At 65.1% G+C, this 20099-nt stretch carries 18 protein-coding genes, 1 tRNA gene and 7 pseudogenes; 14 read left to right on the plus strand and 12 right to left on the minus strand.

Going from position 1 to position 20099, the window contains the following annotated elements:
* From THI_RS09205 to THI_RS09215, 3 genes are all read left to right on the plus strand, one after another.
* Entirely contained in the window at positions 1 to 546 is a 546-nt protein-coding gene (locus THI_RS09205; protein WP_013105985.1) for a hypothetical protein, read from the plus strand.
* 154 nt (positions 547 to 700) lie between these two features.
* Positions 701 to 904 carry a hypothetical protein gene (locus THI_RS09210; protein ID WP_013105986.1) on the plus strand — a complete coding sequence of 68 codons (204 nt, stop codon included), beginning with the start codon at positions 701 to 703 and terminating at the stop codon, positions 902 to 904.
* A 115-nt stretch (positions 905 to 1019) separates the two neighbouring features.
* Positions 1020 to 1394: a copper-binding protein gene (locus THI_RS09215; RefSeq protein ID WP_013105987.1), complete on the plus strand. Its 375-nt coding sequence runs from the start codon at positions 1020 to 1022 to the stop codon at positions 1392 to 1394.
* Positions 1395 to 1429: 35 nt separating this feature from the next.
* On the opposite strand, the gene THI_RS09220 is transcribed toward THI_RS09215, so the two are convergent.
* Positions 1430 to 2677 carry a carbon-nitrogen hydrolase family protein gene (locus THI_RS09220; protein ID WP_013105988.1) on the minus strand — a complete coding sequence of 416 codons (1248 nt, stop codon included), beginning with the start codon at positions 2675 to 2677 and terminating at the stop codon, positions 1430 to 1432.
* A 134-nt stretch (positions 2678 to 2811) separates the two neighbouring features.
* Here THI_RS09220 and THI_RS09225 point away from each other — a divergent pair, with 134 nt between their 5' ends.
* The 3 genes and pseudogenes from THI_RS09225 to tnpC form a co-directional block, all read left to right on the plus strand.
* A complete protein-coding gene (locus THI_RS09225; protein WP_013105989.1) occupies positions 2812 to 3177 on the plus strand; it encodes a hypothetical protein in 366 nt (121 codons plus the stop codon).
* 4 nt (positions 3178 to 3181) lie between these two features.
* Entirely contained in the window at positions 3182 to 3523 is a 342-nt protein-coding gene (gene tnpB, locus THI_RS09230; RefSeq protein ID WP_013105990.1) for an IS66 family insertion sequence element accessory protein TnpB, read from the plus strand.
* A gap of 62 nt (positions 3524 to 3585) precedes the next feature.
* A pseudogene (gene tnpC, locus THI_RS09235) lies at positions 3586 to 4638 on the plus strand (IS66 family transposase); the annotation flags it as partial.
* A 68-nt stretch (positions 4639 to 4706) separates the two neighbouring features.
* Here the strand turns inward: tnpC and THI_RS18440 are convergent.
* From THI_RS18440 to THI_RS09250, 3 genes are read right to left on the minus strand one after another with little or no spacing between them, the layout of a single operon-like run.
* On the minus strand, positions 4707 to 5711 hold the full coding sequence (locus THI_RS18440) for a tyrosine-type recombinase/integrase (protein WP_013105991.1): 1005 nt from the start codon (positions 5709 to 5711) through the stop codon (positions 4707 to 4709).
* Complete coding sequence (locus tag THI_RS09245) at positions 5711 to 6670, minus strand: tyrosine-type recombinase/integrase (protein ID WP_013105992.1); 960 nt, start codon at positions 6668 to 6670, stop codon at positions 5711 to 5713. Before THI_RS09245 ends, THI_RS18440 begins: the two co-directional genes overlap by 1 nt.
* Positions 6667 to 7899, minus strand: a complete 1233-nt coding sequence (locus tag THI_RS09250; protein WP_013105993.1) for a tyrosine-type recombinase/integrase — start codon at positions 7897 to 7899, stop codon at positions 6667 to 6669. Before THI_RS09250 ends, THI_RS09245 begins: the two co-directional genes overlap by 4 nt.
* Positions 7900 to 8066: 167 nt before the next feature.
* On the opposite strand from THI_RS09250, the pseudogene THI_RS09255 reads away from it, so the two are divergent.
* The 4 genes and pseudogenes from THI_RS09255 to THI_RS09265 all read left to right on the plus strand — a co-directional run.
* Positions 8067 to 8261: pseudogene (locus THI_RS09255) on the plus strand (transposase domain-containing protein); the annotation flags it as partial.
* Complete coding sequence (locus THI_RS19325) at positions 8258 to 8398, plus strand: hypothetical protein (protein WP_013105994.1); 141 nt, start codon at positions 8258 to 8260, stop codon at positions 8396 to 8398. The pseudogene THI_RS09255 and the gene THI_RS19325, both read left to right, overlap by 4 nt.
* A 3-nt stretch (positions 8399 to 8401) precedes the next feature.
* Entirely contained in the window at positions 8402 to 8785 is a 384-nt protein-coding gene (locus tag THI_RS09260; protein WP_231836130.1) for a hypothetical protein, read from the plus strand.
* 303 nt (positions 8786 to 9088) lie between these two features.
* Positions 9089 to 9640, plus strand: a pseudogene (locus tag THI_RS09265) (Fic family protein); the annotation flags it as partial.
* A gap of 384 nt (positions 9641 to 10024) precedes the next feature.
* Here the strand turns inward: THI_RS09265 and THI_RS09270 are convergent.
* Both THI_RS09270 and istB read right to left on the minus strand, forming a co-directional pair.
* A pseudogene (locus THI_RS09270) lies at positions 10025 to 10519 on the minus strand (IS66 family transposase); the annotation flags it as partial.
* A 197-nt stretch (positions 10520 to 10716) separates the two neighbouring features.
* Positions 10717 to 11379 (minus strand): annotated as a pseudogene (gene istB, locus THI_RS09275) (IS21-like element ISThsp2 family helper ATPase IstB); the annotation flags it as partial.
* A gap of 11 nt (positions 11380 to 11390) precedes the next feature.
* Here istB and THI_RS09280 point away from each other — a divergent pair.
* Positions 11391 to 12710 carry an IS1182-like element ISThsp1 family transposase gene (locus THI_RS09280; protein ID WP_013104216.1) on the plus strand — a complete coding sequence of 440 codons (1320 nt, stop codon included), beginning with the start codon at positions 11391 to 11393 and terminating at the stop codon, positions 12708 to 12710.
* A 125-nt stretch (positions 12711 to 12835) separates the two neighbouring features.
* Here the strand turns inward: THI_RS09280 and THI_RS18820 are convergent.
* Positions 12836 to 13078 (minus strand): annotated as a pseudogene (locus THI_RS18820) (ATP-binding protein); the annotation flags it as partial.
* Complete coding sequence (gene istA / locus THI_RS09285; RefSeq protein WP_013104226.1) at positions 13071 to 14591, minus strand: IS21-like element ISThsp2 family transposase; 1521 nt, start codon at positions 14589 to 14591, stop codon at positions 13071 to 13073. The gene istA and the pseudogene THI_RS18820, both read right to left, overlap by 8 nt.
* A gap of 157 nt (positions 14592 to 14748) precedes the next feature.
* Between istA and THI_RS19545 the strand changes: the two are divergent.
* Positions 14749 to 15390 (plus strand): annotated as a pseudogene (locus tag THI_RS19545) (Fic family protein); the annotation flags it as partial.
* Between the two features lie 249 nt (positions 15391 to 15639).
* On the opposite strand, the gene THI_RS09295 reads toward THI_RS19545, so the two are convergent.
* The 4 genes from THI_RS09295 to THI_RS09310 form a co-directional block, all read right to left on the minus strand.
* Positions 15640 to 15729 (minus strand) — tRNA-Ser (locus THI_RS09295).
* Positions 15730 to 15807: 78 nt separating this feature from the next.
* On the minus strand, positions 15808 to 17100 hold the full coding sequence (serS, locus tag THI_RS09300) for a serine--tRNA ligase (protein WP_013105998.1): 1293 nt from the start codon (positions 17098 to 17100) through the stop codon (positions 15808 to 15810).
* Positions 17101 to 17185: 85 nt separating this feature from the next.
* Positions 17186 to 18172, minus strand: coding sequence for a 4-hydroxy-3-methylbut-2-enyl diphosphate reductase (gene ispH, locus THI_RS09305; protein ID WP_013105999.1), 987 nt, complete (start codon positions 18170 to 18172; stop codon positions 17186 to 17188).
* Positions 18169 to 18633, minus strand: coding sequence for an FKBP-type peptidyl-prolyl cis-trans isomerase (locus tag THI_RS09310; RefSeq protein ID WP_013106000.1), 465 nt, complete (start codon positions 18631 to 18633; stop codon positions 18169 to 18171). The genes ispH and THI_RS09310 overlap by 4 nt, the downstream gene beginning before the upstream one ends.
* Positions 18634 to 18713: 80 nt before the next feature.
* Between THI_RS09310 and radC the strand changes: the two genes are divergently transcribed.
* On the plus strand, positions 18714 to 19394 hold the full coding sequence (gene radC, locus THI_RS09315) for a RadC family protein (protein WP_013106001.1): 681 nt from the start codon (positions 18714 to 18716) through the stop codon (positions 19392 to 19394).
* Positions 19391 to 20098: a Smr/MutS family protein gene (locus THI_RS09320; RefSeq protein WP_013106002.1), complete on the plus strand. Its 708-nt coding sequence runs from the start codon at positions 19391 to 19393 to the stop codon at positions 20096 to 20098. Before radC ends, THI_RS09320 begins: the two co-directional genes overlap by 4 nt.
* The last annotated feature ends 1 nt before the right edge of the window (position 20099 follow it).

Consider the following 20099-nt stretch of genomic DNA (forward strand, 5'->3'; position numbering starts at 1 on the left):
ATGCAACGTCGTTCGTTTGTGACTGTGATTGTTGGTCTTGTTGGAACCGTGTCCGGCTACCTGCTCGGCCGCCGCCCGGCCCAAGCCCAGGGCAACGGGATGATGGGTGGTGGGATGATGGGTGGCGGGATGATGGGCGGCATGATGTCGCCGGAGAACATGCGCGGGCCGATGCGCACGGGCATGGAGCTGTTCGAGCGGCATAAGTTGATTCGGCGCCAGGTCACCGAGCTGCCCGACGGCGTGCACGACGTCACCACCTCGGCCGACCCCACCACGGCGGCGCTGATCAAGGAGCATGTCATCGACATGTACCGGCGCCTGGACGAGGACCGCCCGTTTCCCTATCCCATGAGCAACAGCGTGCCGCAGATGTTCGCCAATCCGACGAAGTATCAACGCAAGCTGGACATCCTGCCCGATGGCGTGGCCGTGACCGAAACCTCCTCCGACCCGGAGATGGTGGCCGTGATCAAGGCGCATGCCCGCGAACTCGACCGTTTCGCCAAGGATGGCATGCCGGCCATGATGCGCGGGATGATGTGATGTGTGAATTCGCGGCCCTGTCCAGAAATGGCCGGGAAGGTCTGCATGGTCATCTTGACGATGCAAAGTCTTCAGTGGGGTTGTCACGGCAGCCAATCCCATGTCTTGGCTGCCTTGTATGCGTTGCTGCATTTCAATCATCTGGAGAATTGCCATGAAAAAACTGTTGATCGTCATCACACCCCTGCTGATGCTGGGCTCCGCCTATCCGGCGTTTGCCGCGGGTAACAATGGAGTCCAGACCCGGTCGGCGCAAATTCAGGCCTGCTTTCGCAAGCACGGCCAATTGATTCAAAAACCCGCTTTGCGCAATCCGCAAGATTGCTGGAGGATTTATGGATTCTTGATGAAGCAATAAGCTCCCACGCGGCGCACGGCCCTTTGGGCCGTGTGCCGGGCTGGCCGCCTCTCGTCGCCGGCGAGCCGTGGCGCATATCCACCCACAAACATCATTGACCACACAGGAGAACTCGATGAAACGTTTCGACCTCGCCCTCGTTCTGATCGGTTCCGCGGCCGCCATGTCGCCCGCTTTCGCCGCGTCGAACGCGATGCCCGGCATGGGCACGATGGACGCCGGGGGCATGGGCGGCATGTCCGCCGCGGCCGGTGCGACCCAAGGTTTCATGGCGCACGGGACCATCAACAGCGTCAACCGCGCCGCCGGCACGGTGAATATCACGCACCAGGCGATCAAGGCGCTGGGTTGGCCGGGAATGACCATGGATTTCGGCGTGCGGAACAAAAGCATGCTCGTCGGACTCAAGCCGGGAGACGCAGTGAATTTCGATCTGGCGAAGGGACTGTCGGGACAGTATGTCGTCGCCAGGATGGCTGCCGCGAAGTGAAGGCGATCAGCGGCGTCGGCGTCAGGCTCGCGGTCTCAGTCGATTGCGGAGGCGTATGGCAGGCGTCGTGTCCGCGCAAGGATGCATGCGGTTCTGGGTGCTGCTGGAGGAGAGCCGGTGTCACGCGATGGAACGATGGTCGGTAGAACTCGCTTTGCAGTCGCTGCCCGGCGACAGATCAGTGGTTCATCGCCCATGCTATCGGCGTTCCCATGAGTCTCGCCCAAGCGTTCGCGCTGGCCTTCTGAATCCCTGGCGCTGCAGTGCCAGGCGGCGCTCACCAGGCGCTGGACATCGCCACGATGATCCCTGGTTTCTCCCGCAGCGCCAAGCCACGTCCAGGGCTGCACTTGCTCCACACACAGCGCTGCCCAGACTCGAGTACCACCCAGCGCGAAGGCATGCTGCACCCATGTCGGTCGCAGCGTGTCCTTCTTCCAGGGCTGCCAGTCACCGCCCAGCAGTAGACCCGCTGCCTTGGCCAGCGGCATGGCGGTGGCCCGGGCATGGGTGACAGCGACGACCGCATCACTTCTTCCCGCTTGAGCTCCAATGAGCCAGATCTGCCCGGGCGGCACGGCTTCGGCGAACTGCTGGCGCGTACCAGGCAGCCAATTTTCCAGGACAGCCTCTGGGAAAATTACAACCCTGGCGCCTTTGCCCTGGGCCAGCCCAGCATCAATGATGGACTGGTTGTTCTGGATGGCGCGAAGGACATTTCCCTTGCTGGGGAGGATATGGGTCTGGACGCCAACCCAGCCATGTGGCGCAGATGCGGGCGCCGCGAGGACGTTCGCGCCGATTGCCACGATCGCCGCGGACAGCAACGTCCACCAGGATGCGCCAACGAACAGGCGGGGCCGCCCCTGGCCAGCCGGCACAGACAGCGCGGAATGCATGGCGAGCATAGAGCCGACGGCCAGCGCGAGGCCGATCCAACCCATGCCAGGAAACAGCACGCCGGCGGCATTGAGGGGCGAGAGCCAGCCGATGACGCCCAGCGGCGGCAACGCCGTGGTGGCCAGCGCAAAAAGCAGGCCGCGCCAGTTGGCTGCCAGTGCCCACGGTATGGCCAGCCCCACGTTGCATGCCGCCCATGCCATCAGCCCAACCACTGCATGTCCGGTCCCCCAGTAACCGGCGACAGCGCCGACGATCGGCCAGCAGCCGGTGGCGTAGTAGCCCAGAGCGGCCGTCAGGCGCTCGACGGGGTTACGCCCTGTGGCGACGGCTGGAACAAGGAGAATGGAAAACAGCGGCCCTATCGGGCCTGCCCCACCCATGATCCAAGCTAGGCCTGGGATGGCGCCAAGGGCGATGAGCAGTAGCAGGTGCGGCGTAAGCGTCCAGCGATCCCATCTTGAGCCGGAAGGCCGCGGCTGCGAGGCTGCGGCTTTCGAAGGCGAAGGAGGTTGCCATGGGTGGTCGGCTGCGCAAGGACAAGCTGAGCGAGGAGCAGGTCGGGGAACGGTTGGCGGTGGTCGATGCGTATGAAGCCAGCGGGTTGAGCGGCGAGGCGTTCGCGCAGTCGCGCGGCATCAGCTACCTGGACCTGCGGGGCTGGGCGTCGCATGCGCCGCGGTGGCGGGCGCGGTTGGCGGGGCAGGCGTATACGGCCACGGGCCGGGCGGCGGCGTTCGTGAAGGTGCAGCCCAGCGAGGCGTCCGTGGGCACAGGCTGCGCGCGCATCGTTTGCGAGGTCGGGTCGCGGCGGGTGCAGGTCGACTGGCCGGTGGCGGCACCCGTCGAGTGCGCGCAGTGGCTGCGGGCGTGGCTGGGTTGAAGCGATGATCCGCATCGAGGCGGTCTGGCTGGCGGTGGGGAGCAGCGACCTGCGCGGCGGCATGGATCGTCTGCTGGGCCAGGTGATCGGCAGGTTCGGGGTGGCGCAGCCGCACCACGCGTATGTGTTCGCCAATCGCCGGGCGACGCGGCTGAAGGTGCTGGTGTTCGACGGCGCGGGGATCTGGCTGTGCGCGCGGCGGCTGCAGGAGGGAGGCTTCGCCTGGCCGCAGGACGAGGCGGCCACGGTGCGACTGAGCGCCCAGCAATGGGACTGGCTCGTGGCCGGCCTGCCCTGGCAGCGCATGACGGCGGCCGCGCAGGCCGAGGCGATCCGGGTGATCTGAAGGCTGTCCATCGGGGCAAGTGCGCTTTGGCGCGCGCGTGCGCGCACGCGAGAATGGCGGGCATGGTGGAGGCGATCGATGACGACAAGCTGCGCGCGCTGGGCGACGACCCGGCGGCGCTTTACGCACGCCGTCTCATCGAGGAGTTGTCTGGCGAGGCCAAGCGCCAGGCGCTCAAGAATGCGGCGCTGAGCCTGGAGGTGGCGAGGTTGAAGCGCTGGCGCTTCGGCCAGTCCAGCGAGAGCCTGGACAGCCAGCAAGGCGAGCTGTTCGATGCCAAGACGCAGGCGCTGCTGCAGCAGGAGGAGCAGGCCGAGGACCGCGCCGCCGATGACGAGCGGGGCAGCCCGAACAAACGCCGCCCGAAACGCCAGCCGCTGCCCGGCAACCTGGAGCGCATCGAACACCACTACGAGATCGACTCCGGGCTGTGCCCGCAGGGCCACGTGCTCAAGCGCATCGGCGAGGAGATCAGCGAGCAGCTCGACTGCGAACCGGCGCATGAGACCCCGGTGGCCGAGCTTAAGCCGGGCGCGGGCAAGACCCACCGCGCCTACGTGTGGGTGTATCGCAGCGCGTGCCAGCCGCTGGTGGTCTACGACTACCGCGGCAGTCGGGCCGGGGAGCATGCGCGCAAGTTCCTGCGTGGCTGGTCGGGCACGTTGGTGGTCGATGACTTCAGCGGCTACAAGGCGCTGTTCGCCGGCGGCGCCATCCGTGAAGCGGGATGCTGGGCGCACGCGCGGCGCAAGTTCTTCGAGGCGCACAAGCTCACCGGCAGCGCCCTGGCCGCCCAAGCGCTGGAGCGCATTGGCGAGCTGTACCGCATCGAGCAGGACATCCGTGACCTCGACCCCGTCGCGCGATTGCGGCGACGCCGCCAGGACACCCAGCCGCGGCTGCACGCGCTGCATGCCTGGCTGAGCGAGCAGCGGCCCAAGCTGGCCAAGGCCGACGCCACGGCGCGGGCGATCGACTACGCCCTGGGGCGGTGGACGGCACTGGGCGTGTTCGCCGACGACCATTTGGTTCCCATCGACAACAACGCCGCCGAGCGCGCGGTCCGGCCCATCGCGCTGGGACGCAATAAGGCGAACTTCGCTTTTATGCGAAGTCAGCACGACGCTGTTGTGTCGGCACCCTGGGCAGGGTCGCCCCAGGGCGCCGACGGTGATTCGCATAATCACAGCCCTTGTAGGAACGCCAACAGGGCCTTCGGCGCGCGGTACCGCGCTTGCTTGATCTCCGGTTGCTTCAGCCGTGCCAGCGCGCGCTCCTTCATGGCCAAGTCAGCCTCGACGTACATGTGAGTTGTCGAAGGGCTCTCGTGACCCAGCCATAGCGCGATCTCACAAGGGTCGACGCCGGATTGCAACAGGCTCATCGCAGTCGAGTGCCGCACGATATGCGGCGACACCGACATCGTCTTGAGCTGCGCGTGTTTGACCGACGCCACCTTGACGGCCAGCTTCAACCGCTGGGCAACATTGGCTCTGGTCATCGCCCGTCCGTCTCGCGTGGGCAGCAGCGGCGACTCCTGGCCCAACTGCGGATTCAGGTGCAGCCAGTCGCGCACGGCACGAGCCGAACTCTTCCACAGCGGGAGCGAGCGCTGCTTGCGCCCCTTGCCGTGCAGCCGGATGCTGTTGCTCGGCCCGAGCACGACGTCGGCCACGTGCACGCCGATGATCTCGGAGACGCGGGCACCGGTGTTGAACATGAGCGTCAGCATCAGTCGGTCCCGCTGCCCGATCCAGGTGTCGCTCGCCACGTCGATCACCGCCAGCATCTGCTCGTGCGGCACGAAGCCGACCATCCTGCGCTCGAAGCGCTTCATCGGCACGGCCAACGCGTTCTCGATCACGCCCAGGTTGGCCGGGTCGCGCCTGGCGGCGAACTTCAGGAACGCCCTTACCGCGGCCAATCGAACATTACGACTTCGCACGCAGTTGTGCCGCTGAGCCTCCAGGTGATCCAGGAAGTCGGCCAGGAACCGGGCACTGAGGTCGGTCATCGTCATCCCGTGTGCGGGCAGGCGCAGCTTGTCCTCGGCGAAGCGCAGCAACAGCACGAAGGTGTCCCGGTACGAAGCCACCGTGCGTGGGCTCAAGGCGCGCTGCTGCACCATGTAGTCGGTGAAGAATTCCTGCACGAGGCCGGCGAACGTCGGTGCGGTCTGGTGGCTCATCACTCGCCCCCTTGCTCGACGACGCCGACGAAGCGCTCGAACCGCGCGCCGATGGTGTCCATCAACTCCGGAATGCCGGACAGGTACCAGTAGGTGTCGGAGATCTTGGCGTGGCCCAAGTAGGTGCACAGCCAGAACATCGCGTGGTCGATGGACTGACCAGATTCGCGCCAGCGCTGCAGGCGCCGCACCGCCATCGTGTGCCTCAGATCGTGGATCCGGGGATACGGATGGTCGCCGCGGGCGCGCCAGCCCAGTCCTGGTTGCAGCCGCCGGAAGACGTTCTCTACCGTGCGCGTGGGCAGATATCCACCATCGTGCGAAACGAAGAACGGGGCGCTGTCCTCGGTGCTCTGGCATCGGTTTCGCGCTTGCCGGTACAGCTCGAGTTCCTGTACCGTACTCGAATGAAGCGGCAGGCGGCGGGACTTGTGGAACTTGGTCTGGCGCACGGTGAGCGCGGCGGCCTGCGGGTCGACGTCGCCCAGCGTGAGCATCAACGCTTCGGACAGCCTGAGGCCGGCCGCTGCGATCAGCCCGAACAGGCTGCGGTGGGTCAGCGCTCGAAGAGGCCAGGTCAAGGTGAGTCGACCGGCTGCGTCGAGCAACTGGATGATCTCCTGGTCCGTGTAAATGTGCGGTGCCAGGCGCCGATGACCACGGCCAAGGATGCCCCTGGGAGGAATCTCCGTGGCCGGCTCGAACTGCCGGTAATGCGCAGCGAATGGAAGCACGATCTCCAGCCGGCGTGCTGCAGTCACGTCGCTGGTCCGATGCACATGTTCCCGTGCCCAACCCAGCAGCAGCTCCTGCGTGAGTGGGCCTCGGTGATCTCGTGTGTCGGCGTACCGGGCAAATCGCGCGAGCTCGGTGGCGGGAGCTGTCAGCGCAAAGCCCAGGCGGCGGCGATCCTGGAGATAGTGCTCCACAGCCTCTTGCATGGGTGTTGCCGCACTCATGGCCGGCTCCCGGGCCACGGCATGGCCACCGCGAGCAGCCGGCCGAAGTCGACCTTGGCGTAGATGAGCGAGGTGTCCAGCTCGCGATGGCGAAGCACATCGGCGACCTCCTTGAGCGTGCCGCCGGTGTTGAGAAGCCGGCTGGCCAGCGTGTGCCGAAGAATGTGCACCCGGGTGTACGGCAACCCGGCGCGGCGATACGCCTGGCGCACGGCACGCCTGACGACGTCGGCGGCCACTGGTTCATCGACAGGCGCCACGTGCCGAACGAAGACACGGCGGCTCGTGGTCTGGGGGCGGCGTTCCGACCGCACATAGTCAGCAATGGCAGCGCCGGTGAGTTGCGGCAGCGGCAGCACATCGGCTCGTCGCGATTTGCTCCCGACGATGCGAACGGTGCCGGCCACCCAGTCGATGTCGTCGAGTTCCAGCGCGATCGCCTCGCTGCTGCGCAGTCCGAGGTCGACGACGCAGCGCACCAGGGCGTAACAGCGCAGGCGCGACGGTAGGTCCGCAGGGAAGGCAGCCAGCAGCCGGTTGACCTCGTCGGGCGCGAGCGTCTGTGGCAAGGGTGCAAGACGCCAATGCGCCGGCGCGGCAACCACCGGCAGTAGGTGCTCGACGCGATCGCCCTCGAAGGCACGGAAGCCCAGGTAGCTGCGCACGGCCGTCGCGGTGACGCCGCCGCTGGCGGCGCTCACCCGCGAAAGCTCTTGGGCCAGGAATTGCCGCAGTTCCTCGGCCGACGGCGTCGTCGAGTTCGAGGTCATGGACAGCAACGCGCGAACGATCGCCAAGCGCCGAAGGCGCGTGCTGCCAGCGAGTCCCTTGGCGTGCAGCAGGTGGTCGTCGAAGCGCAGCAATTGCTCATCGACCGGGTTGCCAGGACGATCGTCCTGTTGGACGCCCGAAGCGCAGACAACAGCCTTCAGATGCTGCAGAGCCGCGCGGACCTGGTTGCGGCTGCGCTGCACCGGGGCAGCGCAGGTGCAGCGAGGCAGGTGTTCGTCGATGAAGGCAACGACGTGTTGATTGAGGCTCTGAAGGGCGAAGCGCCGTCGTCTTGACCAGTGGGCGAAGTGGGCAACGCAGTTCATGTACTGGCGAGCAGTACCAGGCGCGTACCGCTGCTCAGACAGTCGATCCCAGAACGGCTGAACGAACGGCGCAAAGGCGCTGGCTCGAAGTCGAGCCGCGGCCGGCTCCGTGAGGAATTCGAAGGCATCCATCGCGATCTCCTGATGTGGGGTTGGCACCCCAGGAGACGCGACTTCTTATGCGAAGTCCAGTAGCAGATCAGACTGGCGCGGCGCTGCGTCACCGGTGCCCCGCGTCGTGCTGACTTCGCATAAAAGCGAAGTTCGCCTTATTGCGTTCATGCGAAGCTTCGCATAAACGCAAGAACTGGCTGTTCGTGGGGTCACGCCAGGCCGGTGAGCGCGCCGCAGCGCTCATGACCCTGATCGAATCGGCCAAGCTGTGCGGCCTCGATCCCTGGGCCTACCTCAAGGACGTGTTCACCAAGCTGCCGACCTGGCCGAACCGTCAATTGCAGGATCTGCTCCCTCACCACTGGACGCCGCCACCGTGATCGATCGCACGCAGATCGCCGCGGCGCTGGAGGGCGCCAGCAGCCTGGAGCTGTACCAACTCGCCTGCCTGCTCGAGCGCATGCTGGCCGACCCGCGCCGCATCGTGGCGGTGCGCAAGCTGCTGCATCACGGGTAGTTGGTGCGCTGCGTCGATGCGCGCAGCGGCGAGCTCGTGAGCATGCGCATCGCCGCGCTGCACGACACCGAGGTCACGCTCATCGACCCTCGCGGCGGCAGCCAGGGCCGCCGCGTGCCCTACACGGCCATCGAGCCACCCGAGCAGGCCGAGGTCATCGACGCCCGCCCAGGCGCCCCGCGCCCCAAGCAGCCCGAGGCCCCGCCGCGCAAGCCCGGCCGCGCCGACTTCAAGCGCGGCGACAAGGTCGCCTTCGAGGACAAGTACCTGCGCCGCCAGGTCGGCGTCATCGTACGCATCAACCAGCTCACCGCAAGCATCGACTGCGACAGCGGCGAATCCTGGCGCGTCGGGTTCCATCTGCTACGCCACATCGTCGACATCTGAACCCCCATCACGGGCCCCGCCGCCCGTCAAGAACGGGGATCGCTGGACGCTTACGGTGCGGCGTCCTGGCCAGGATGGTTGGAGGCCGTCCAACGGCATGGGCACTCATGGCCGCCTGTGTTCGGCTCGATGCGTCGCCCCCGTTGGGTGCGCCTGCAGATCCTTCAGCTGCTGAGCCTGCGCGGCATTCGCCGCGGCCAGGTTGGCGATCTGACGCGTGTCCTGGATGTACATCCGTGTCCAGAACACGGAGACAAACAGGCCGATGACAATCGCTCCAGCGACCCAGGTCCATTTGAATGCCTTGACAAGGCCAACCAGATTCGTGACCCGTTCGAGCAGTCCTTCTTCATGATGGTGCACTTGCCCTACCTGCAGCCCTTTGCCGACATCAATAAACGCACCTCGCGACTGGCCGCAAATCTGCCGCTGTTCCGCGCCAACCTCTGTCCGCTGACCTTCCTGGACGTCCCGGAGCAGGCCTACAGCCGCGCCACCCTCGGCGTGTACGAAATGACCAGAGTGGAGTTGCTGCGTGACCTTTACGTCTGGGCCTACGAACGCTCAACGCAGGAATATCTGGCTATCAAGCAAGACCTGGCGGAGCCCGACCCCCTTCGCTTGGCCTGGCGTGACTTCATCAAGCAGACCATCCGCGCGGTCATCACGCATCCGGAACTTGACCCGCTCTCCAGCATTCAACGGTCCGTGGCAGAACGTGTTCCGGAGCAAGAGCAGCCAGACGTGCAGGCACTGATCGTCGAAGAGCTGCGTCGGCTGCACGAAGGTGTGCTGGCGCGCTATGGTTTACGGCCGTCTGAGTACGCGGCGTGGAGGGCGCTGCATGGGCATTGACGGACGCGGGTTCAATTCCGCAAATGGGAATCGAACCGGGCCCGCTGCCCGCAAGGTTGATGGCCCAGCAGTGGCCGACCGTTTGCCGTGAAAACCGCAGAAATGCCCCGAAATTGGCCTGTCAAGCCCTGCTTTTCACTGGAATCCGCAGGGATCCGCAACTTGCCGAGACCTCGGTTTCGCGTTCATTCAACGCGGTTTGGGACCGGCTACCACCCCACCACCATTAAACAAGCCTAAGTGATTGATTCACTTAGGCTTTTTTCTTTTCATCAGTCGTCTGCCCACAGGAATGTCCACAAAGGCGTATTGTCCGCGCGCCTGTTGCCTGCGCGCAACAACGGTAAGCGTCCCGCCAACCCCTCTTGACACCCGAAGTGAAGGTCAGGTGCTGAGTGCAGGGGGATTGGTATTCGCCCAGTTGTGCGGCAGCAATTCGCCCAGACGGCTGTTGGGCCAGGTGGGCAGCTTCGTCAGCACATCCTTGAGATAGGCCCAGGGGTCGACCTCGCACAGCTTGGCCGATTCGATCAGCGTCATGAGCACGGCGGCTCGGCGGCCGGCCTGGGGCGAGCCCACGAAGAGCCAATTCTTACGGCCCAGGGCGAGAGGCCGAATCGCGTTTTCCACCGCGTTGTTATCGATCGGCACGCGCCCATCGGTGGCAAACACACACAACGCCCGCCACCGGCCCAGCGCATAGTCGATGGCCCGCGCCGTGGCGTCGGCCTTGGCCAAGAGCGAGCGCTGCCCGATCAGCCAGGCGTGCAAGGCCTCGAGCAGGGGTTGGCTTTGGCGCTGGCGCAGCGCGGTGCGCCCATCGGGCGGATGCTCCTGAAGGGTCTGCTCAATGGCATACAAGGCTTTGATGCGCTTAAGTGTTCGTGCCGATGGAATTTTGACCCACCGTGCCGATTCAATTTTGACCCGGGGTCTAAGGCCGACTGCGTCGCAGTCGGGTGTGGATAAGTCTACGGTTTTTGCGTGGGGTTGGCTCCTGGTGGGTGGGTTTGGATCCTTGGGGCAAGCTGCGTCGGGCGTAGCCCAGAGCGGCTTGCCCCAAGGGCTTGTGGGGGTCAAAGCGGTGTCTCGGGCTCAGCGGGCTGGGGTGCCTGTGCTGTGCCCGAACGCCTTTGCTCCCGCGCCTTGATGCGGGTCTTGGCGGTTTCCGTGCTGTGACGGAAGCGGTAGCTCTCGTTCCCGGTTTCCAGAATGTGGCAGTGGTGTGTGAGCCGGTCGAGCAAGGCGGTGGTCATCTTCGCATCGATGAACACGCTGGACCACTCGCCGAAGGCCAGATTGGTCGTGATCAGCACGCTGGTGTGCTCGTAGAGCTTGGACAGCAGATGGAACAACAAAGCCCCGCCCGCCTGACTGAAGGGCAGATACCCCAGCTCATCGAGAATGACCAAGTCCATACGCAAGAGGCTTGCCGCAATCCGCCCGGCTTTGCCCTGCGCCTTCTCCTGCTCCAGCGCGTTGACCAGATCGACGGTGGAGTAAAACCGCACCCGCTTGCCGTGCTGCGTGATGCCCGCCACGCCGATGGCCGTGCCCAGATGGCTCTTTCCCGTGCCGGGCCCGCCCACCAGCACGACGTTGTGCGCGGCTTCGGTAAAGGCCATGCTGGCGAGTTGCCCCACCAGCGTGCGATCAACCCTTGAGGCATCAAAGTCAAACCCCGCTAGGAGTGTGGGCGGCAGAAGGTTGTTGAGGTCGACGTAGGACGGTGGGCGTGCGTTAATACGGCATGCCCACTAGTTACCGCCCCTATGAGCCGGACCAGGTGATGCTGCTGCCGGCGGCGCCGCAGGACTGGCTGCCGCCGGGTCACCTGGCTTACTTCATCCACGACACGATTGACACGCTGGACCTGAGCGCGTTCTACGCGCGCTATGAGGGTGGCGGAGCGCGCAACCAGCCCTTCCATCCGGCGATGATGGTCAAGGTTCTGGTGTACGGCTACGCCACCGGGGTGTTCAGCTCGCGCAAGATCGAGCGCCGGCTGCACGAGGACCTGGCGTTCCGGATGCTGGCAGCAGGGAACTTCCCCAAGCACCGCACGATCCGGGATTTCCGTGCGCTGCACCTCCAGGAATTCTCGGACCTGTTCGTGCAGGTCGTGCGCCTGGCGCGCGAGATGGGTCTGGTCAAGCTGGGCACGGTGGCCATCGACGGCACCAAGGTCAAGGCCAACGCGAGCCGCCACAAGGCCATGAGCTATGCGCGCATGCAGCACACCGAGGTCGAACTGAAAAAGCAGATCGACGCGCTGCTGGCGCGCGCCAAGGCCACCGACGAGGCCGAGGCGCAGGAGCCCGAACTCGACATCCCGGCCGAGATCGAGCGGCGCGAGGCGCGACTCGATGCGATCCGGCAGGCGCGCCAGCGGCTGGAACAGCGTCAGCGTGAAGCCGACGCGCAGCGTGGTCGCAGTGACGATGATGATCGCCGTCCCCGGGGGCCGGATGGGAAGCCGCGGCGCGGTGCGCGGTTCAAGCGCGACTTCGGCGTGCCCGAAGACAAGGCGCAGGAGAACTTCACCGACCCGGACAGCCGCATCATGAAGCGCGCCGGCGGCGGCTTCGACCCCAGCTACAACGCGCAGACGGCGGTGGACGAGGCTGCGCACATCATCGTGGCTGCGGAACTGGACAACACGGCACCCGATGCCAACTGGCTGCTGCCGATGATCGATGCGATCCAGGAGAACCTGGGCGCGCTGCCCGCGCTGGGTCTGGCCGACGCGGGCTATCGCAGCGAGGACAACCTGCGCGATGCGCCGATCGATCTGGTTGTGGCCTTGGGGCGCGAAGGCAAGCAGCACGCGGCCATCGATGCCGCGCGGCTGCCGCACACCGCGGCCATGGCCGCGAAGATGCAGACCGCCGCGGGACGCGCCGCCTATCGCAAGCGCAAGTGGATCGCCGAGCCGCCCAACGGCTGGATCAAGAGCGTGCTGGGGTTCCGCCAGTTCAGCCTGCGCGGCCTTGAGCGTGTACGCGCCGAGTGGAAACTCGTCTGCGCAGCACTGAACCTCCGGCGGATGGCCTCGTTGGTTCCCGCCTGAACAGAAATGGGGGCACAGGCCGCCCCGCACAACACGCCCGCTGCTGCCCTCTCGGGGGCGTGAGACGACCGGCCATGCCGACCGTGCCCGAAAAACAGTCCGCTCGCCCAGCATCGGCGCTCCGGCACAGGTTCACGGAATTCTGCCGCCCAGACTCCTAGATCGCGGTGCACCGGGAAGCGGGCCGAGAGGATTTGATGGCGTACCGAGCGCACGGCGCGATCTTCCTGCTCGGCCTGCAGCAAATGCTCGACGAGCCACTGCGCGGCATCCAGCCTGGCGTTCGTCCCCAGACCTTGCAAATCGGCCCAGGCGCCGGCCATGCCGTGCAGCCGCAACGCCTTGAGTTCCGCAATGACCTCACGCATGATCTCGCTCCTCGTCAGTCACCCGCAGGCGGTCATAGCGGGCCGTGTCGGCGCGGGGTGGATCGGCCATCGTCAAGGCCGTGGTCACTTGGGCGGGCTGGGGGCCGGTCTGCAAGCGCCCCATCACGTTGACCACATGCTCCACGCTGATGCGCCCGGACGGGGCCGTGGCTTCCAGCACCAGCGCAGCGGCCACCAGGACCGCCTCCAGCCCGGATGCGGGCACCAGCGCCAGCACCTGGGCCATGAGCCGGTCGCCCCCGTCTTGCCGCAGCAGCGCCTGGCGCAGTTGCTGCAAGGGCTGGGGCAGATCGGCAAACGGCGCGCCGTTGCGCAACGCCCCGGGTTTGCGTTGAATCAGCGGCACATAGTGCTGCCAGTCGTAGGTGGTCTGTCCCCGGTTGGCCAGCCGCGCATGGCGGGCCACACACACGCCGTCATGCACCACGACCACCTCGGTGGGATACACCCGGGTGCTCACCCGCCGCCCGGCGAGTTCACAGGGCACGGAGTAACGATTGCCAGCCATGGCCACCAGACAGGTGCTGCTGACCTTGACCGTGTTGTCCACATAGCCGTCGAACGCTGTGGGCATGGGCATGAGGTGCGGCTGCTCGTGCTCGAGCATCTCGGCCACGGTGAACTGGCTGAACTCGGGATGGAAGATCTCCTGCCACAAGCCACGGCAGCGCATGGCCAGCCAGGCATTGAGTTCGGCAAAGGAGCGCCAGGGCGTCGACAGGGCCTCAATCCACACACGTCGCCTGCTGTCCTGGACGTTCTTCTCCACCACCCCCTTCTCCCAACCGGAAGCGACGTTGCAGAAGTCGGGGTCGAACAGGTAGTGGCTGCACATCGCCGCAAAGCGCGCGTTGACGTCGCGCTTCTTGCGCGGGTGCACTTTGTCGACGGCTGTCTTCATGTTGTCATAGATGCCGCGATGCGGCACTCCGCCGAAGGCGGCAAACGCCTGGGTATGGGCGTCAAACAGCATCTCGTGACCTTGGCTGGGATAGGCCCCCAGCCAGAAGGCACGGCTGGCGCACAGCTTGACGTGGGCAACCTGCACGCGGTACGGCACGCCGCCCACCACCATGCTCTCTTCACTCCAGTCGAACTGGAAGGCTTCGCCCAGCGCAAACGTCAAGGGCACGAAGGCGTGCACAGCGCTCGTGCCATCGGCCTGTCGCCAAGCGCGCAGTAAATCGGTGACGCGGCTGTAGGCGCCGTCATAGCCTTGTCGCTTCAACTCGGCATGCAATGCCCTGGCCGTGCGCCGCTGCGCTTTAGGACGCTGCGCATCAATGGCCACGGCCTGCCGGAGCCACTCCACATAGGGCGCGAGCTTGCGCGAGGGTTGTGTTCGCCGCGCCGCGTACCGCGGTACGACATCGCCCGGCTGGCGTAGCCAGGTACGCACCGTGTTGCGCGACAGCCCCGTACTGCGGGCAATCTCTCGAACGGATTTGTTCTGGCGGAAATGCATCCGCCGGATCTTGCCAATCATGTCCATGGTGATCACTCCTGCTCCCCGTGCCTAAAAAAGCAGCAGGGTAGGTGGAACACCCGGGTCAATTTTGCGTCGGCATAACCTTCAAAAGTGGGTCAATTTTCGTTCGGCACGAACAGTGCTGCGTTACCGCCAGGCCTTGCGCGTCGGCTTCGACCAGGTGAACCAGAGCGGTCTGCTCACCGCCAACCACATCATCCAGATCCAGGCCGAGCTGGAACAGAACAACGCCGGTATCCGCAAACTGCCGGGAACAGCCTTGAAGGACGGCGCCGGACAGACGGTCTACACCCCGCCGCAAGACCCGAACGACATCATCGCGCTCATGCGCGACCTCGAACGCTTCATCAATGACGACGAACTGTTCGCCGCCGACCCGCTCATCAAAATGGCGCTGATCCACCACCAGTTCGAGAGCATCCACCCGTTCTACGACAGCAACGGCCGCACCGGGCGCATCATCAACGTCCTCTACTTGGTCAAGGAAGGTCTGCTCGACATCCCCGTGCTCTACCTGAGCCGCTATATCGTGCGCACCAAGCCGGACTACTACCGCCTGCTGCAAACCGTGCGCGAGCACGACACCTGGGAAGACTGGGTGCTTTACATGCTCGCGGCCATCGAATCGACCGCCAGCGACACCCTCGAAACCATCCACGCCATCAAGGCCGCGCTGATGGATGCCAAACACCGCATCCGCGCGCAGTACAAGTTCTACAGCCAGGACTTGATCAACAACCTGTTTACCCACCCCTACACCAAGATCGAGTTCATCGAGCGCGACCTGAACGTGTCGCGGCTCACCGCCACTGACTGCCAATCATCGCGTCATACCACCCCGCCCCTCGCCTCCTCAGCAGCAGGCGAATGTTGTGAGCAGCGCCGCACAGTACCGCATGCCGCTCGTCGCCCAGAACGCCATTGAGGCGATTGCAGCCCAAGTTGATTACCTATCTCGCAACTATGTCGGCCAAACGAGCTGCTAGGCCGCGCCGACTTGTGGGATAAATTGTGGGAATGTACAGCTAAGTTATTGTTTTTATTAGTATTCTGGCGGAAAGGGAGGGATTCGAACCCTCGGTAGGCTTGCGCCTACGCCTGATTTCGAGTCAGGTACATTCGACCACTCTGCCACCTTTCCGTGGTGTTCGTTGCTATTCGCTTCACAGGTCGCTTCAAACTTGCGAGCTGTCGTGGTCACGAAAAGCTGATAAGTATATCAGGCACGCGGCTCGATCTGGGTCAGTCCTCCCATGTAGGGCTGGAGCGCCTGGGGAATGTCGATACCCCCGTCAGCGCGTTGGTAATTTTCGAGGATCGCCACGAGCGTGCGACCAACTGCCAGGCCGGAGCCGTTAAGGGTGTGCGCGAGTTCCGTCTTGCCGCTCTCGGCGCGATAGCGCGCCTGCATGCGGCGGGCCTGGAACGCTTCCATATTGGAGCAGGACGAAATTTCGCGGTAGGTGTTTTGCGCCGGGAGCCAGACCTCGATATCGTGAGTGCGCGCGCTGCCAAAACCCATGTCGCCGGTGCAGAGGACGATGGTGCGATAGGGCAATTGCAGGCGTTGCAGGATGCTCTCGGCGTGGGCGGTGAGTTGTTCCAGCGCGGTGGCCGATTCTTCTGCCCGCGTCACCCAGACGAGCTCGACTTTGTCGAACTGGTGTTGGCGGATGAGGCCGCGCACGTCCCGCCCGCCCGACCCGGCCTCGGAACGAAAGCACGGCGTATGCGCCACAAAGCGCAGCGGCAGTTGGACGGCATCGACGATCTGATCGCGCACCAGATTGGTCAGCGGCACTTCGGCTGTGGGAATGAGGTAGTGGCTCTCGCCCTCTCCGTGCTTCACGGGGAAGAGGTCTTCCTCGAATTTAGGGAGCTGCCCCGTGCCGCGCAGCGCTTGCGCCGACACGATGTAAGGCACGTAGGCTTCGGTGTAGCCATGTTCGGTGGTGTGAACGTCGAGCATGAACTGGGCAAGGGCCCGATGCAGGCGGGCGATCGGCCCGCGCAGCACGGCAAAACGCGAACCGGAGATGCGCGCAGCGGCCTCGAAGTCCAGCCCGAGGTCTGCCCCGACATCGACGTGGTCGCGCACCGGGAATTCAAACGTGCGCGGGGTGCCCCATCGGCGCAGCTCGACGTTCTGCGTCTCATCCGCGCCGACGGGCACGTCGGCCGCGGGCAGATTGGGAACGGCCATGAGCAGTCCCTGCAGTTCGGCTTGCAAGGCGTCGAGCCGGGCGGCGTCTGCTTCCAGCGTGGTTTTGATGTGGCCGACCTCTTCCATGATCGGCGCGACATCCTCGCCTTTGGCTTTGGCCTGCCCGATCTGCTTGGAGAGCAGGTTGCGCCGCGCCTGCAGATCTTCGGTTTGTTTCTGCAGGGTTTTGCGCTCGGCTTCGAGGGCTTCAAAGCGGGCCACATCGAGGAAGGGCTGAGGGCACTGACGGGTTTCGAGCCGGGCGATGACGTGGGGCAGGTCTTTGCGCAGCAGGGTGATGTCGAGCATGATGCGTTTGAGTTGAACGAGAAATGAAGCCGCCGCCGAGCGATCTGGGCCAAGCCTTGCGCCGGATGGCTGGGCGGTGAATCGGTCAGGAGTCGGTCTTGACCACCAAGCCGCGCGGCAGCGGAAACTGTACCGATTCGGTCACGCCGTCGAGCTGCCGCACCGCTACGGCGCCCAATGCCTTCAGCCGGGCCACGACCTGATCGACCAGGGCTTCAGGGGCCGAAGCGCCCGCCGTCAGGCCGATCTGGCGCGCGCCCTCCAGCCACTCCGCGCGCAGGTCTTCGACCTGATCGACCATGTAGGCGGGCTTGCCCATCCGCTGGGCGACTTCGCGCAGGCGATTGGAATTCGAACTGGTCGGACTGCCGACCACGATGACCACATCGACCTGTGGGGCGAGCATCTTCACCGCGTCCTGGCGATTTTGAGTGGCGTAGCAGATGTCTTGCTTTTTCGGCTCATGCACTTGAGGATACCGCGCGCGCAGAGCCGCGACGATTTCGGAGGCGTCATCGACCGACAACGTGGTTTGAGTCACAAAGGCCAGCGGCGCATCGGGCGCAATGTTCAGGCGCGCGACATCGTCGAGGGTCTGCACCAGATGGATGCCCTCGGCCTGCCCCATGGTACCTTCGACCTCTGGATGACCGGCGTGACCGATCATCACGATTTCCAGCCCGTCGCGCCGCATCTTGGCCACTTCAACGTGCACTTTGGTGACCAGCGGACAAGTGGCGTCGAACACCTGCAAACCCAGCGTCTGCGCCTGCGCACGCACGGCCTGCGACACCCCGTGCGCAGAAAACACCACGGTGCCGCCCTTGGGCACTTGTTCGAGTTCTTCGACAAAAACCGCGCCCTTGGCCTTCAGGTCGTTGACCACATAGGTGTTGTGCACGATTTCATGGCGCACATAGATGGGCGCGCCAAAGCGTTCCAGCGCGCGCTCGACAATGTCGATGGCCCGGTCTACACCGGCGCAAAAACCGCGTGGGCTGGCCAGCAACACTTGCGGTTCGGACGCTGAAACTTCAGGGTCTGGCGATAAGGCGAAAGCGTCTGGCTTCATAGCACGGCGAGAATCTTGACCTCGAAAGTCGTGGGGCAGTCGGCCAGGGGATGGTTGAAATCGAGCAGCAGCGCGTCGCCGGTTTCGTCAATGTCACGCACCAGTGCGGTGAGCAGACCGGCTTCGCCATCCGCATTGGTCGGCAGACGCAGACGCATCACATCGCCGACCTGCGCCGCAGGCCCGGGATATTCGCGCGCACGTTCAACCTCCCCGCGCGAAACCCAACGCAGCAAGCCCGGAATGCGCGCGCCAAAAGCTGCGCCCGCAGGCAGATCGAAACGGGTGTGCGTGTTTTCATCGAGGCCGATGAGCAAGGCCTCCAGCGCCGGGCTGAGTTGCCCCTGTCCCAACGTAAACGTGGCGGGTGTGCCGCCGAAGGTGTTGACCGCATCGACGCCGCCCGGATCGCTGAGGCGGTAATGCAGGGTGAGATAGGAATCAGGCTGGACGCAAGGCACGATGATGGGCGGGCAGGCAAAATAGCTGCTGAAAGCGAGCCGCAAAGGCGACGTAAACCGCATTTTAGGGGGAACCCTGCATGGCCACACGTATCGCCGATCTACCTGCTGATGCGCGACCGCGCGAAAAATTGCTGGCGCGAGGTCCGCACGCCCTGGCCGACGCCGAACTGGTCGCCATCGTGCTGCGCACCGGGGTGCGCGGGCAGAGCGCCCTCGATCTGGCCGCCGCCTTGCTCGATCAGTTTGGCGGCCTGCACGGCCTGCTCAACGCCTCATCCGAGCAACTCCGCAAAATCAAAGGGCTGGGCGCGGCCAAATATGCCGAGATTGCCGCCGTGCTGGAACTCGCTCGCCGCACCCTGAACGAGCAGATGATGCAGCAACCCCTGCTCGATTCGCCCGCTGCGGTGCGCGACTATTTGCGACTCTGGCTCGGGCCGCAACCGGTGGAAATTTTCGCGGTGCTGTTTCTCGACAGCCAGCACCAGCTCATCGCCTCGGAAGAGCTTTCTCGCGGCACGCTGGCGAGCACCAGCGTCTATCCGCGCGAGGTCGTGAAAGCCGCGCTGCGCCTGAACGCCGGTGCGCTGATTCTGGCGCACAACCATCCCAGCGGTCTGGCCGAGCCGTCCGCTGCCGACCGCGCGCTGACGCAAACCCTGAAATCGGCGCTGGCCCTGGTGGATGTGCGCGTGCTCGATCACCTGGTGGTCACCCGGCATAGCGTGGTTTCGTTTGCCGAACGGGGTCTGTTGTGAAACCCGCCGCGTCTGCGCTCAAGGCAAGCAGCCAGGACGCATTGCGCGACTTGCGCCGACGCCTGCGCCAGCCGCCGCAGCCTGCGCGCACGAAACCTGGGCCAACTCCACCGCCCATCGCGGCCGCTCCCGCCGCGGCTGTGCCCACCTCCGCAGATCGCGCCCTATTTCGCGCGGCCACTGCGGGCGCCAAGGTCTTGGGGGCATCGATCCACCCTCCCCCGCCAGGATTGCAGCCCGCGCTGCCCAAACCCATTCCGCACCAATCGCTGCGCGACGAACGGTTGGTGCTGTTAGAGGCGATGTCCGACGAACTCGATCTGGATCATTTGCTGGAGACCGACGCCGCCCTATCCTGGCGGAGAGAAGGCGTGGGATCGGACACCCTGCGCAAGCTGCGCCGGGGGCACTGGACGATCCAGAACGAAATCGATCTGCACGGTCTGCGCCGCGACGAGGCGCGTGAGGCTCTGGGTCAGTTTTTACGCACCGCGCTGCAGCGCGAATGGCGCTGCGTGCGGGTGATCCACGGCAAGGGGCTGAGTTCGCCCTTGCGCGAGCCGGTGCTCAAACACAAGGTGAGAAGCTGGCTGATGCAGCGCGACGAAGTGATGGCCTATGTGCAGGCCCGGCCCAGCGATGGCGGCGCCGGTGCTCTGGTGGTGCTGCTGCGCTCGGCCCGGCGCACTGAACGCGGCGGTTGAA

It is taken from the genome of Thiomonas arsenitoxydans (genome assembly GCF_000253115.1).
GTDB classification, from domain to species: Bacteria; Pseudomonadota; Gammaproteobacteria; order Burkholderiales; family Burkholderiaceae_C; genus Thiomonas; species Thiomonas arsenitoxydans.

Excerpts from the sequence above, each read along its gene's own strand:
- THI_RS09205 (WP_013105985.1), top strand. The coding sequence starts at position 1 with ATGCAACGTCGTTCGTTTGTGACTGTGATTGTTGGTCTTGTTGGAACC.
- THI_RS09210 (WP_013105986.1), top strand. The coding sequence starts at position 701 with ATGAAAAAACTGTTGATCGTCATCACACCCCTGCTGATGCTGGGCTCC.
- THI_RS09215 (WP_013105987.1), top strand. The coding sequence starts at position 1,020 with ATGAAACGTTTCGACCTCGCCCTCGTTCTGATCGGTTCCGCGGCCGCC.
- THI_RS09220 (WP_013105988.1), bottom strand. The coding sequence starts at position 2,677 with ATGGGTGGGGCAGGCCCGATAGGGCCGCTGTTTTCCATTCTCCTTGTT.
- THI_RS09225 (WP_013105989.1), top strand. The coding sequence starts at position 2,812 with ATGGGTGGTCGGCTGCGCAAGGACAAGCTGAGCGAGGAGCAGGTCGGG.
- tnpB (WP_013105990.1), top strand. The coding sequence starts at position 3,182 with ATGATCCGCATCGAGGCGGTCTGGCTGGCGGTGGGGAGCAGCGACCTG.
- THI_RS18440 (WP_013105991.1), bottom strand. The coding sequence starts at position 5,711 with ATGAGCCACCAGACCGCACCGACGTTCGCCGGCCTCGTGCAGGAATTC.
- THI_RS09245 (WP_013105992.1), bottom strand. The coding sequence starts at position 6,670 with ATGAGTGCGGCAACACCCATGCAAGAGGCTGTGGAGCACTATCTCCAG.
- THI_RS09250 (WP_013105993.1), bottom strand. The coding sequence starts at position 7,899 with ATGGATGCCTTCGAATTCCTCACGGAGCCGGCCGCGGCTCGACTTCGA.
- THI_RS09280 (WP_013104216.1), top strand. The coding sequence starts at position 11,391 with ATGCCCACTAGTTACCGCCCCTATGAGCCGGACCAGGTGATGCTGCTG.
- istA (WP_013104226.1), bottom strand. The coding sequence starts at position 14,591 with ATGGACATGATTGGCAAGATCCGGCGGATGCATTTCCGCCAGAACAAA.
- serS (WP_013105998.1), bottom strand. The coding sequence starts at position 17,100 with ATGCTCGACATCACCCTGCTGCGCAAAGACCTGCCCCACGTCATCGCC.
- ispH (WP_013105999.1), bottom strand. The coding sequence starts at position 18,172 with ATGAAGCCAGACGCTTTCGCCTTATCGCCAGACCCTGAAGTTTCAGCG.
- radC (WP_013106001.1), top strand. The coding sequence starts at position 18,714 with ATGGCCACACGTATCGCCGATCTACCTGCTGATGCGCGACCGCGCGAA.